The organism is Kitasatospora sp. MBT63 (assembly GCF_000710465.2).
In the GTDB taxonomy this organism is placed as follows: Bacteria; Actinomycetota; Actinomycetes; order Streptomycetales; family Streptomycetaceae; genus Kitasatospora.
Genome location: NZ_JAIZ01000005.1, coordinates 24,176 through 37,044 on the forward strand (window position 1 = coordinate 24,176; position 12,869 = coordinate 37,044).

General features: G+C 74.1%; 11 protein-coding genes and 1 pseudogene. 2 read left to right on the forward strand and 10 right to left on the reverse strand.

From position 1 onward, the window contains the following. Positions 1–150: 150 nt before the first annotated feature. Together AA75_RS00400 and AA75_RS00405 are read right to left on the reverse strand one after the other, a co-directional pair. A complete protein-coding gene (locus tag AA75_RS00400) occupies positions 151–2,379 on the reverse strand; it encodes an MMPL family transporter (RefSeq protein ID WP_033817614.1) in 2,229 nt (742 codons plus the stop codon). A gap of 143 nt (positions 2,380–2,522) precedes the next feature. Continuing rightward, positions 2,523–3,065 carry a hypothetical protein gene (locus tag AA75_RS00405; protein ID WP_033817615.1) on the reverse strand — a complete coding sequence of 181 codons (543 nt, stop codon included), beginning with the start codon at positions 3,063–3,065 and terminating at the stop codon, positions 2,523–2,525. A 164-nt stretch (positions 3,066–3,229) separates the two neighbouring features. Between AA75_RS00405 and AA75_RS00410 the strand changes: the two genes are divergently transcribed. Beyond that, a complete protein-coding gene (locus AA75_RS00410; protein ID WP_033817616.1) occupies positions 3,230–5,047 on the forward strand; it encodes a prolyl oligopeptidase family serine peptidase in 1,818 nt (605 codons plus the stop codon). Continuing rightward, positions 5,044–5,391 carry a hypothetical protein gene (locus tag AA75_RS00415; RefSeq protein ID WP_033817617.1) on the forward strand — a complete coding sequence of 116 codons (348 nt, stop codon included), beginning with the start codon at positions 5,044–5,046 and terminating at the stop codon, positions 5,389–5,391. The genes AA75_RS00410 and AA75_RS00415 overlap by 4 nt, the downstream gene beginning before the upstream one ends. 72 nt (positions 5,392–5,463) lie before the next feature. On the opposite strand, the gene AA75_RS00420 is transcribed toward AA75_RS00415, so the two are convergent. The 8 genes and pseudogenes from AA75_RS00420 to AA75_RS51380 form a co-directional block, all read right to left on the reverse strand. Further along, entirely contained in the window at positions 5,464–6,246 is a 783-nt protein-coding gene (locus AA75_RS00420) for an SURF1 family protein (RefSeq protein WP_033817618.1), read from the reverse strand. A 497-nt stretch (positions 6,247–6,743) separates the two neighbouring features. Next, positions 6,744–7,853 (reverse strand): hypothetical protein, encoded by a 1,110-nt coding sequence (locus AA75_RS00425; protein WP_033817619.1) that lies wholly within the window; start codon positions 7,851–7,853, stop codon positions 6,744–6,746. Then, the gene (locus tag AA75_RS00430; RefSeq protein WP_033817620.1) at positions 7,846–8,415 is read right to left on the reverse strand and encodes a SigE family RNA polymerase sigma factor; all 570 of its coding nucleotides are present in this window, start codon (positions 8,413–8,415) and stop codon (positions 7,846–7,848) included. The genes AA75_RS00425 and AA75_RS00430 overlap by 8 nt, the downstream gene beginning before the upstream one ends. 355 nt (positions 8,416–8,770) lie before the next feature. Beyond that, positions 8,771–10,051 (reverse strand): aspartate kinase, encoded by a 1,281-nt coding sequence (locus AA75_RS00435; protein WP_033817621.1) that lies wholly within the window; start codon positions 10,049–10,051, stop codon positions 8,771–8,773. 392 nt (positions 10,052–10,443) lie between these two features. Continuing rightward, positions 10,444–11,088, reverse strand: coding sequence for a DUF5063 domain-containing protein (locus tag AA75_RS00440; RefSeq protein WP_033817622.1), 645 nt, complete (start codon positions 11,086–11,088; stop codon positions 10,444–10,446). Further along, entirely contained in the window at positions 11,081–11,680 is a 600-nt protein-coding gene (gene recR, locus AA75_RS00445) for a recombination mediator RecR (RefSeq protein WP_033817623.1), read from the reverse strand. Before recR ends, AA75_RS00440 begins: the two co-directional genes overlap by 8 nt. A gap of 241 nt (positions 11,681–11,921) precedes the next feature. Next, positions 11,922–12,266, reverse strand: coding sequence for a YbaB/EbfC family nucleoid-associated protein (locus tag AA75_RS00450; RefSeq protein WP_082526132.1), 345 nt, complete (start codon positions 12,264–12,266; stop codon positions 11,922–11,924). A 120-nt stretch (positions 12,267–12,386) separates the two neighbouring features. After that, positions 12,387–12,869 (reverse strand): annotated as a pseudogene (locus tag AA75_RS51380) (DNA polymerase III subunit gamma and tau); the annotation flags it as partial.

Sequence of the window (12,869 nt, forward strand, 5' to 3'; positions counted from 1 at the left end):
CGCCTGCGGTGGACGCGCTGACGGTCCGTCCGGGCCGGCCCCCGCCCGCCGGCCCGGACCTGCCGCCGGGTGCACTCGATCATCGTGGACCGGCCCCGGCGGACCGCCGCGCGCCACGCCGGAGCGGCCCCGACGGCCGGAGCAGCCCGGTCAGCCCTCGGGGTCGAGGTGCGGCAGGATCCGGTCGAGCCAGCGCGGGGTCCACCAGGCCCAGCGTCCGAGCAGGGTCATCACGGCCGGGACGAGCAGCAGGCGGACCACGGTGGCGTCGACGAGCACGCTGACGGCGAGGCCGAGGCCGAGCATCTTGACGACGATGTTGTCGCTGACGACGAAGGCCACGAAGACCGAAAACATGATCAGCGCCGCGCAGCTGATCACCCGTGCGGTGATCTCCAGCGCGTGGGCCACGCTCTCCTTGCTGTCCTGGGTGCGCTTCCACGCCTCGTGCACCCGGGAGAGCAGGAAGATCTCGTAGTCCATGCTCAGGCCGAAGACGATGGCGAACATCATCATCGGCACGTAGCTCTCGATCGGGACCTTGCCGTTGACGCCCAGCTCCGGGCCGCCCCAGCCCCACTGGAAGACCGCCACCACCACGCCGTACGAGGCGGAGATCGACAGCAGGTTGAGGACGGCGGCCTTGAGCGCGACCAGCGGGCCGCGGAACACCAGCACGATGATCAGGAAGGCCAGGCCGACCACCACCGCGATGATCACGGGCAGCCGGCTGGAGACGATGTCGAGGAAGTCGACCTGGCCGGCGGTGCTGCCGGTGACGTACCCGCTCGCCGGGGTGCCGGTCAGGGCCTGCGGCAGGACGTGGCGCTTGAGCTGGTTGACCACGTCGGTGGTGTTCTCGGCCTGCGGGCGGGTCGAGGAGTAGACCGTGCCGAACAGCACCTGGCCGTTGGAGGTCGGCTGCAGCTGGGTGACGCTGGAGGTGCCGGGCAGGCCGGTCAGCGCCTGCTGGACGGTGGCCGACTGCGCGGAGCGGTCCGCGGACGGGACGGCGCTCTGGTCGATCACCACGGTCAGCGGGCCGTTGGAGCCGGGCCCGAAGGCGTCGGACATCAGGTCGAAGGCGCGGCGGTCGGTGAAGGTGGTCGGGTCGGCGCCGTCGTCGATGTGCCCGAGCTGGATCGAGAACAGCGGGATGGCCAGGATGCCGATCACCACCAGTCCGCCGACCAGGAAGTGCCAGGGCCGGTACTCCACCCGGCGGGCGTAGCGGTGCCAGAAGCCGTGCGCCTGGTCCGCCGCCGGGTCGGTGCCCTCGGGGGCCGGCGCCGCCTCGGCGACCGGGGTGCGCACCCGGAAGCGGTCGATCCGCGGGCCGATCAGCCCGAGCAGGGCGGGCAGCAGGGTGAGCGCGCCGAGCACCGCGGAGATCACGGTGATGCCGGCGGCGACGCCCAGTTTGGTGATGAAGCTGACGCCGGAGGCGGACAGGCCGGCCAGCGCGACGATCACCGTGCAGCCGGAGACCAGCACCGCGCGGCCGCTGGTGGACACGGCCCGGCCGGCCGAGGAGACCGGGTCCATCCCGTCCATCAGGTCCTGTCGGTGACGGGTGATCAGGAAGAGTGCATAGTCGATCCCGACGCCGATGCCGATCATGGTCGCCAGGGTCGGTGACACGGTGGCGAAGGTCGAGAGCCTGGCGACCAGGCCGAGGCAGGCCAGCCCGACGATCGCCCCGATCAGGGCGGTGAGCAGGGGCAGTCCGGCGGCGATCACGCTGCCGAAGCCGATCAGCAGGACCAGGATCGCCACCCCGAAGCCGATCGCCTCGCTGGTCCGGTCGTCGGCGGCCGGCCTGGCCAGTTCGCCCAGCGCGCCGCCGTACTCCACGTCCACCCCGGCCGTCCGCAGCGGGGCGACGGCCGCGTCCACGCCGTCCAGGTAGGCGTCCTCGAAGGTGCTGGGGTTGGAGTCGAAGCGGACCGTGATGTAGCCGGTCTGCCCGTTGGCGGAGAGCGGGCCGGTGGGCAGCGAGGGCACGCCGAGCGGGCTCTGCACTGAGGTCACGTGCGGGAGCTGCTGGAGTGCGGTGACGGTCTGGCCGATCTGGCCGGTGAAGGCGCCGAGCCCCTGGGTGTCGTTCATGACCACGGGTGAGCTGTAGCCGCCGATGTTGGGGTCGTTGTCCTGGAGGACGGCCTGGCCCTTGCTGGACTGCGAGCCGGGGAGGGCGAAGTCGTCGGAGTAGTCGCCGCCCCAGAGCCGGTTGACCGCCTGCAGGCCGCCGAGGGCCACCAGCCAGACCAGGATCACGATCACCCAGTGCCGGGCGCACCAGGCGCCGAGGCGCCAGAGCACCCCGGGACTGCTGGCGGCCTGCTCCGCCGGGGTGGACGGCTGCTTCGGCACGGACATGCGCTCTCCCGGAGGGCTTCTGACGCTCGGCCGGACAGGCTGCGGTCATCTTGGTCGGTTTTCTGACGATACGTACCGACCGGGCGCGGTCCGCGCCGACACACACCGCCGGACGGGTGGCCGGTGGCGCCGCGGACGGGCGGTCAGATGCCGAGCAGTTCGGCGCGGGAGGCCGCGTGTTCCAGCAGCCGGTGGACGTCGGCCTGGGTGGTGGAGGCGGCGTCGTTGTACGCGTCGGGCGAGCTGACCGGCCGTCCGGTGGCGTGCAGCACCTCCATCACCTGGGCCCGGCCCCGGCGGGCGGTGTACGGGGTGCCGTAGCCGTGCGCGAGGACGGCGGACTGGGCGCCGAGCAGGCAGACCCGGCCCTGGCAGTCCCACATCGCGCCCTGCAGCCAGCCGTGGGCGGTCAGGTAGCGGGAGGTCAGCCGCAGGTGCCCGGCGACCGTCACCTCGACCGGGCGGGCCGGCCGGCGCGCCAGCCGGTCCAGCAGGGTGCGGCGCGGCAGCGGGTGCCCGGCGTTCCAGGGCTGCTCGACGCTGCCGAGCGGGCAGACGTACGGGAGCTGCGGGCGGGCGGCGGCGGGCAGCGTGGCCAGGTAGGCCTCGACCTCGGCGACCAGGCCGGACGCCTCCGGGGTGAGCGTCGGCGTCAGGCGGTCTCGGCTCAGCAGGGTGACGGGCATGTGCGCGCTCCATTTGTCCGGGTCTGTCCGGATTCATTGATAACCCGGGCCGGAACCGGCGGCGCGGCAGGCGGACCACCGCCGCGTGTTGGGCCGCCCCTCGCCGCGGGTGGGACCGTCCCTCGGCGTTCCGCTACCCGCCGCCGATCGGGTTGGATGGGGACATGAGCGAGGAGACGAGCGCCGCACCGGCGTGGGAGCAGCGGTTCCGGGCGGCGCGGGTGTCACTGCCGGACTGGGCCGAGGACGCCCCCGAACGCGCGCTGTACGTGTCGAACGCCACCGGCACCTTCGAGGTGTACGCCTGGGACCGGACGACCGACAGCCACCGCCGCGCGACCGGCCGCCCGAACGGCACCACCGACGCCGAACTGAGCCCGGACGGCGAGTGGATCTGGTGGTTCGACGACACCGACGGCGACGAGCTCGGCGTCTGGCGCCGCCAGCCGTTCGCCGGCGGGCCGGACGAGGAGTGCGTGCCGGGCGTGCCCGCCGCGTACTCCACGGGGCTCGCCCTCGGCCGGGACGGCACGGTGGTGATCGGCACCTCCCGGGAGGAGGACGGCACCGCCCTGCACCTGCGGCGGCCGGGCGCCGCGAAGGCCGAAGTGATCTACCGGCACGCCGAGTACGGCGGCATCGGCGACCTCTCCTACGACGGCTCGCTGCTGGCCGTCGAGCACACCGAGCACGGCGACGCCATGCACGCCGCACTGCGGGTGATCCGCACCGCGGACGGCTCGACCGTCGCCGAGCTGGACGAGGTGACCGGCCGGCCGGACCCGCGCGGGCTGGTCTGCCTCGGTTTCGCGCCCGCCGACGGCGACACCCGGATGCTGATCGCCCACCAGCGCCGCGGCCGCTGGGAGCCGGCCGTCCACGACCTGGCCACCGGCACCGAGACGGCCCTGGAACTGCGCGACGAGCAGGGCCGGGAGTTCCCCGGCGACCTGTCCGCGCAGTGGCGTCCGGGCGCCGCGAGCCTGCTGATCGAGCACGAGTACGAGGCCCGTAGCGAGCTGTTCTCGTACGAGCTGGCGAGCGGCGCGCTCACCCGCCTGGACACCCCGCGCGGGACCGTCGCCGGGGCCACTGCCCGGCCGGACGGCACGGTGGAGTTCCTGTGGTCCTCGGCGGCCGAGCCGCCGGTGGTCCGGTCCACCTCCGGCGCGGTCGTGCTGCGGGCCCCCGGCCCGGTGCCGCCGGGCTCGGTGCCGGCCGAGGACGTCTGGGTCGAAGGCCCGGGCGGCCGGGTGCACGCACTGGTCCAGCGCCCGGCGGGGACGGGCCCGTTCCCGACCGTCTTCGAGGTGCACGGCGGCCCGACCCACCACGACAGCGACTCCTTCGCCGCCGGTCCGGCCGCCTGGCTGGACCACGGCTTCGCGGTGGTGCGGGTCAACTACCGCGGCTCCACCGGCTACGGCCAGGCCTGGACGGACGCGCTGCGCGAGCGGGTCGGCCTGATCGAGCTCGAGGACATCGGCGCCGTACGCGAATGGGCGGTCGCCTCCGGCCTCGCCGACCCCGCCCGGCTGGTGCTCTCCGGCGGATCGTGGGGCGGCTACCTGACGCTGCTGGGCCTCGGCGTGCAGCCGGAGCACTGGACCCTCGGCCTCGCCGCCGTCCCCGTCGCGGACTACCTGACCGCGTACGCCGACGAGATGGAGGCGCTGAAGTCCCTGGACCGCACGCTCTTCGGCGGAACCCCCGAGGAGGTCCCCGAGCGGTGGCGGGCCTCCTCGCCGCTGACCTACGTCGACGAGGTCCGGGCGCCGGTCTACATCAGCGCCGGGGTCAACGACCCGCGCTGCCCGATCCGGCAGATCGACAACTACGTGCGGCGGCTCACCGAGCTGGGCAAGGTGCACGAGGTGTACCGGTTCGACGCCGGGCACGGCTCGCTGGTGGTGGAGGAGCGGATCAGGCAGCTCCGGCTGGAGATCGACTTCGTCCGCCGCCACCTCGGGGACGCCGGGTGAACCGGCCCGCGCGCCGGTTCGCGGCGGCCGCCTCCGCCGCGGTGCTCACCCTGCTGCTGACCGCGAGCGGATGCGCGTCCTCGGACGACTACGACTGCGTGCAGGCGCTCGGGGCGCCGGCCCAGGTGCTGGGCAAGAGCAGCGGTGGCAAGAGCAGTGGCGGCGGCAGCAAGAGCTCGGGCGGCAGCTCGGGCAGCTCGTCGAAGTCGAAGTCGAAGTCCACGTCGAAGAGCAGCCGGACGGTGCACCACCACACCACCTCGCGCTCCGGCGACGACGATGACGACTGCGGGCCGGCGCCGACGCCGTCGTTCGGGTGGCCGTCGCCGACCCCGAGCCGGTAGGCGGTAGGAGGTAGGCGGTAGGAGGTAGGCGGTGGGAGGTAGCCGGGGGTCCTTCCGGTGGCCGGACGTCCGCTACAGGGCCGGGACCGGGTCCAGACCGAGGGCCCGGTCCTGGGCGGCCTCCGCCTCGCGGCGGACCAGGCGGAACCACATGAAGACCACGAAGCCCGCGAAGACGAACCACTCCAGGGTGTAGCCGAGGTTCTGGAAGGCCCGCAGGCTCAGCCCGTCGCCGCCCTGTGGCTGCACGGTCGGGACGGCCGTCAGGCCGCCCGGCGCGTCGTCGGCGGCCACCCAGCCGTCGTAGACGGGGTAGGGCAGCACGTTGACCAGGGTGGCCGGACTGATGGTGCCGAGCTGCCCGGCGGGCAGGCCGCCGGCCACCGCACCGCCGCTGCCGGCGTTCTCCGGGGCCTGCAGGCGGCCGGTCACGCTGACCGTCCCGGCCGGCGGCGGCGGGGCCGCCCCCGGCGTCCCGGTCGCCCAGCCGCGGACCACCGCGACGGCGCGGCCGTCCGCGGTCCGCAGCGGGGTCAGCACGTAGTACCCGGTGCGGCCGTCGACGGCGCGGCCCGGGACGAGGAGCTGACGCCCGGCGTCGTAGTCGCCGGTGGCGGTGACCTCACGGCCGACCGTGTCGCTGCCCACCCTGGCCTGCGGCCCGTCCAGCACGGAGCCGAGCGGGGCCGCCGGGCCGCCTGCCGTACCGGGGGCGGCCGCCGAGGCGCGGTGGGTGCCGAGCCGGTCCTCGAACCGCCCGAGCTGCCAGGAGCCGAGCAGCACGCAGACCACGATGGCGACCAGGCCGAGGGCGGTGCCGCCGAGCCAGCGCGGGGTCAGGAGAAACCGGTACACACCCCCCACGGTAACCAGTCCTCACGCCCTCCCGGCCGCCGGGTCGGGCCCGGGGTGGGGCGAGAAGGCCCCGGCCGGGCGGACGGGAGGTCGCGCCGGGAGCGGATGGGCGGTCCGGGCGGTCCGGGCGGTCCGGGCGGTCCGGTGATCGAGGACACGGGCGGCGGTCCAGGACGGAGGCCCGGGACGGCGATCAAGACCCGTGGTCGGGGTCGGCGGGCCGGTCGGCGGCCGGACCGGGGCGGTGGCAGGTCGGGAGCCTGACGGCCGCCGCGCCGGGCCTCCGGGTCTGGCCGGCCCGGCCGCGGATGGGCAAGGCGGACGCCGGGCTGGGCGCCAAGGGGACCGACGGCGCTACAGGACGGTGGTCATGAACCGTGGTCAGGGCCCGGGCACCGGGGCGGTGGCGGGTCAGGAGCCTGACGGCCGCCGCGCCGGGTGGGCGGGCTGGTCGGCCGCTGCCGCCCGGCAGGTGGCCCCGGCCGGGTGGCGGGTGGTCAGCCGCCGGGGGGTGGTGAGGGCTGGGCCGCGGTACCGCCCGGTTCCGGGAGGGCCTGGTGGACCGCCCCGCCGCAGGCGCCCTTGAGCACCGCGGTGGCGACCGGTTGGCCGTCGGCCCGTGGTGCGTACGCCAGGGTGAGGGAGTGGTCGGCGACGGTCGGCGACGGGCTCGGGGTCGGGGCCGGGGTGGACTGGTCGGTCGGGCTCGGGCTGCTGCCGGGGACCGGGTCCGCCCCGCCCGGCGCCGCGGACGCGACCTCGACGAAACGGGCCGGCACCATCGCGGGCACCGCCTGTCCGCTGGGCCCGCCGCCCGGCGACGTACAGCTCTCGCCCGGCACCCAGCCGAACCTGACCCGGTACCAGGCGCCCGGTGTGAGCAGCAGCTCCGCCGGGGTGGCCGGTGGGGCCGGCAGGGCCGTCGCCGCGTCGCCCGCGCGGTGCGGCACCACCTTCACGCCGGCCGGGTCACCGCCGACGGCGGCGCTGACCGTGAGCCGGCCGTCGTCCGCGACCCGGCAACTGCCGGTGGAGGTGTTCCGCAGCGCGAACCAGCCGTACACCTTGCCGGCCGCGTCCGGGGCCTCCACCCGGCTCTCCGGCGAACCGAGGTCCGCCGCGGTGCACCAGGGAGCGGGCGCCGGGGCCGGCTGGGTGCCCGGCCCGGCCGTGGCGGCCTGGCTCGGCGCGGCGGTACCGCTGTCCGAGGGCACGCCCGCGGCGGCGTTCGGGTCGCTCGGACGGACCGAGGAGACCGGGTGCTGGGCCGTGCCCGCACCGGTCGGCGCGGCGCCGGTGTGCACCGGGGTGCGGACCGTGTCGCCGCCGGCGCCTCCCGAGAGGCCCAGCGGTCCGACCCCCTGGATCGCCGGGACCGCGGCCGCGGCCATCAGGACGGCGGCCGCCGCGCCGGTCCAGGTGTTGCGGTAGCGCACCCGTCTACGCGGCACACCGATCCGGATCCGGCGCAGGGCCGCCGCATCGGGCTCGACGTCGGCGACCGCCCGGTGCAGCAGCAGCCGTAGCTCGCACTCCAGCGGGGTGCCCTCACCGGGCTGACCGTTCGTCGGATCGGCGCCGGGAAGCCGCCCGTGGCCGTCAGTCATCGCTGGTGTCCATCACGGCCCGGAGGGCGGTCAGTCCGCGGGAGCCGTACGCCTTGACCGAGCCGACGGAGATACCGAGCACCTCCGCGGCCTGAGCCTCGGTCAGATCTGCGTAGTAGCGCAGCACCAGTACCTCCCGCTGACGGCGTTGCAACCCCCGGAGCGCCGACCGGAGCCGGTCACGCTCCAGCGCATCGTAGGCGCCCTCTTCTGCACTGGCCATGTCAGGCATCGGCTTGGGCAGCAGCCGCAGACCGAGGATCCGCCGTCGCAGCGTGGACCGGGACAGGTTGACCACGGTCTGCCGCAGATAGGCGAGGGTCTTCTCCGGATCGCGGACCCGCCGACGGGCCGCGTGCACCCGGATGAACGCCTCCTGCACCACGTCCTCGCAGGAGGACAGGTCGTCCAGCAGCAGGGCGGCCAGGCGCAGCAGGGACCGGTAGTGGGCCTGGTAGGTCTCGGTGAGCTGGTCGACGCTGGCCCCGGACGCGTCCGCTGCCGCCGCAGCAGCTGCCACGGCGCTATCGGCCGGCCGCCGGGCCGCCCCCGGCAGCGTCATCACCGGCAGCGTCGCCACTCCCACTGCCCCCATCGCATTCGCCACGCCTGTTGGACACTCGAACCCCTGTCATGGTTGCCCTGACCCCGGAAGCATTCTTCCGTACCGTCGGAATTCCCCTCCAGGGTTCTGGGGAGGGATTCTGACCCGTCGTCCGGCGGGGTCCGGGCCCGTGGCGGTTGCCCCAGGTCAGCGAGGTGCGGCCGGGCCGGACGGCCCCGCTCCGCGATCGGTCACCGTCGGGCACCGGGTCGCGAACGGCGTCCGGCCGGCCACCCGAGGGTGGCCGGCCGGTCCGTCATGGGCCAAGAGGGAGCGCCGATTCGGCCTCGGCGGGCCGTCCCGGCGCCTCGCCTCAGCGCCCGGTGCCGCCGTAGACCACGGCCTCGTCGGTCTCGGTGTCCAGGCCGAACGCGCTGTGCACCGCGCGGACGGCCTCCGGCACGTCCTCGGAGCGGGTGACCACCGAGATCCGGATCTCCGAGGTGGAGATCAGCTCGATGTTCACCCCGGCCTCCGAGAGCGCCTCGAAGAAGGTCGCGGTGACCCCGGGGTTGGAACGCATACCGGCGCCCACCAGCGAGAGCTTGCCGATGGCGTCGTCGTAGCGCAGCGACTCGTAGCCGATGCCCTCCTTGACCCGGCCCAGTGCGTCGATGGCCTTCTGGCCGTCCGCCTTGGGCAGGGTGAAGGAGATGTCGGTCAGTCCGGTCGACGCGGTGGAGACGTTCTGCACCACCATGTCGATGTTGACCTCGGCGTCCGCGATGGCGCGGAAGATCCGGGCCGCCTCGCCCGGCTTGTCCGGCACGCCGACGACCGTGATCTTGGCCTCGGACGTGTCGTGGGCGACTCCGGAGATGATGGCCTGCTCCATCTCGCCCCCTTCGGGCTTGTTCGGGTTGGTGCCACTGACAATTGTCCCCGGCAGGCCGGAGAAGGACGAGCGTACGTGAATCGGGATGTTGTAGCGCCGCGCGTACTCGACGCAGCGGTCCAGGAGCACCTTGGAGCCGGACGAGGCCAGCTCCAGCATGTCCTCGAAGCCGATCCAGTCGATCTTGCGGGCCTTCTTCACCACCCGCGGGTCGGCGGTGAACACGCCGTCCACGTCGGTGTAGATCTCGCAGACCTCCGCGCCCAGCGCGGCGGCCAGCGCAACGGCCGTGGTGTCGGAGCCGCCGCGGCCGAGCGTGGTGATGTCCTTGCTGACCTGCGAGACGCCCTGGAAGCCGGCGACGATCGCGATGTTGCCGCCGTCCAGCGCGTTGCGGATCCGGCCGGGCGTGACATCGATGATGCGGGCCCGGTTGTGCGTGGAGTCCGTGATGACACCGGCCTGGCTGCCGGTGAAGGACTGGGCCTCGTGGCCCAGCGTTTTGATCGCCATCGCCAGCAGGGCCATGGAGATCCGCTCTCCGGCGGTCAGCAGCATGTCGAACTCACGGCCGGACGGAATAGGCGTCACCTGCTCCGCGAGTTCGATGAGCTCGTCCGTCGTGTCGCCCATCGCGGACACCACGACGACGACCTCATGGCCGGCCTTCCTGGTGTCGACGATCCGGCGGGCCACGCGCTTGATGCCCTCGGCATCCGCAACGGATGAGCCGCCGTACTTCTGCACGACAAGGCCCACGTGCGCTCCTCGACTTGAGTCGGTTTCGGGGGGTGGATGGCCCCCTCACCCCCAGGGGAAGGGGGCTGTGCGGTCCGCGTCAGTCTATCGAGCAGGTCAGGGCGATCCGCCGCATTCCATATGATGAGACGCCGGTATCGCCTGCTGGAACGCCGCGGGCGGGCCGCACCGGCAGGTCTCCTGCCGGGCCGCCGCCCGCCCGCAGAATCGCCGGGCCACCGGCCGCCCGGCACCCGGGATTCCAGCACCCGGCGAATCGCTGACGGCTTCGTCACACTCCGCCCGGCGCACCGCGACGGACGGCCCGGGCCGGACCCGATCCGGGGCCGATCCGGGCCGGGACCGGAACCCCGGGCCGGAACCCCGGGCCCCGGACGCGGCGGGCCCGGGACTCAGAGCCCCAGCTCGGCCGCCATCAGATCGCCGGCCTGCTGCTCCAGCTGTTCGTCGGTGAGCCCGTCGTCGTCCGTGTCGGCCCCGTCCGGAGCCGCGCCGATCGGGCTGTCCAGCCGGACGTGCGCGATCAGCGACTGGAGCGCCCGCAGCACCGCCGTGCAGGTGGAGCCCCAGTTCGACAGGTACGAGAACTGCCACCACCAGAGCGCCTCGCTGATCCGGCCCTCCCGGTAGTGGGTGAGCCCGTGCTGCAGCTCCGCCACCACCCCGGCCAGGTCGTCCGAGATCCGGAACGCGCTCGGCTTCTCCGGCGGGCCGTACGGGTCGAAGACCTCGTGGTAGACGTCGATCGGCGCCAGCAGTTCGGCGAGCCGCTCCCGGAGCTCCACGCCGTCCGGCTCGGGACCGGTGTCCGGCTCGAAGCGGTCCTCGGGCAGGACGTCCTCGATCGCCCCCAGCCTTCCGCCCGCCAGCAGCAGCTGGGAGACCTCCAGCAGGAGCAGCGAGACCGCGCTGCCCGGCTCGTCGCCCTTGGCGACCTCGGAGACCGCCAGCACGAAGCTCTCCACCGAGTCGGCGATCTGGACGGCGAAGTCGTCCGGCTCATCGGTATGGGTGAGGCTGTGGGTTACGTCAGACATCGAGCAGTCGTCTCCCTTCGAAGGCCCGGCCGAGGGTGACCTCGTCGGCATACTCCAAGTCCCCGCCGACGGGCAGACCGCTCGCCAGCCGGGTCACCTTCAGGCCCATCGGCTTGCACAGCCGGGCCAGGTAGGTGGCGGTCGCCTCCCCCTCCAGGTTGGGGTCGGTGGCCAGGATCAGCTCGGTGACCGTGCCGTCAGCGAGCCGGGTCATCAGCTCGCGGATCCGCAGGTCGTCCGGGCCGATGCCCTCGATCGGGCTGATCGCGCCGCCGAGTACGTGGTAGCGGCCCCGGAACTCCCGGGTGCGTTCGATCGCCACGACGTCCTTCGGCTCCTCGACCACGCAGATCACCGCGAGGTCGCGGCGCGGGTCCAGGCAGACCCGGCACTGCTCGGCCTCCGCGACGTTGCCGCAGACCGCACAGAACCGGACCTTCTCCTTGACCTGCTGCAACGCGAACGCCAGCCGGCGTACGTCCACCGGATCGGCCTGCAGGATGTGGAAGGCGATCCGCTGCGCGCTCTTGGGCCCGACGCCGGGCAGCCTGCCCAGTTCGTCGATCAGGTCCTGAACCACGCCCTCGTACAACTCCGCGCCTTCCGTCGGCCGGGCACCGCTCCGGGGCCTGTTACCCCGGCGCCGGGTGCTCCGGTGCCATCATCCAACGAATCGGGCGTCGGACACACCGTCCGACGCCCGACCACCTCATAAATCACACATCACGCGCCCGCGGGGCAGTGGCAGCGGACCACCGCGGACCGCCACGCGGCGCACCAGGATTCCGGCGCGGCGCCGGGTCCCCGGACCGGTCCGGGCCCGCGGGAGTGGGTCAGAACGGCAGACCGGGAATCCCGGCGCCGCCGCCCAGGCCCTGGGTCAGCGGGCCCATCCGCTCGGCCTGCAGCTTCTGCGCCGCCGCGTTGGCGTCCCGGACCGCGGCCAGCACCAGGTCGGCCAGGGTCTCGGTGTCCTCCGGGTCGACGGCGGCGGGCGCGATCGTCAGCGCCACCAGCTCACCCGCGCCGGTCACCTTCGCCTCGACCAGGCCACCGCCCGCCGAGCCGCTCACCTGCGTCTCGGCCAGCTCGCGCTGCGCCTTGCCCAGCTCCTCCTGCATCTTCTGCGCCTGCTTCAGCAGCTGCTGCATGTTGGGCTGGCCACCACCAGGGAACACGGCTCTCTCCTGCCTGTACACGGAAGGGTCGCCGAAACCGACGACACCCTTCCGAGCCTACGCGCCACCCGGTCGGCCGCCGGGTGGGGCGGCCGATGCGCCGGTCGGCCGACGTCCCCGTCACCCGTTGTGGTGGATCTCCTCCAGGACCGTGGCACCCAGCTCGCGGATGATCAGCTCCTGGCCGGAGAACACCTGCTCGTTCAGGTCCGGGTCGTCGTCCTCGGGTACGTCGTCCTCCGGGGCCACGTACGGCTGCGGGGCCTGCGGCTGCGACGGCCCGGGGTGGCCGGCGGACGGCTGCGGGGCCGCCGCCTGCTGCTGCGGCTGGACCGGCGCGGCCTGCACCGGCGCGACGGACGGCGCCTGCTGCATCGCTCGGCCGGGCTGGCCCGCCTGATCGGCCTGACCCGGCTGGCTCGGCTGCACGGGCGTGGCCATCGCTGCCGGGGCCGCCGGTGGCGGGTACGCCGAGGCGGGGCGGGACGCCGGCGCCGGTGCTCCCCAGCCACCGCCGCCACCCCCACCGCCGGGCGGGGCCGGGGGCAGCCCGCCCGCCGAACCGCCGGACGGGTCGACGATGCACTCCACCCGCCAGTCCAC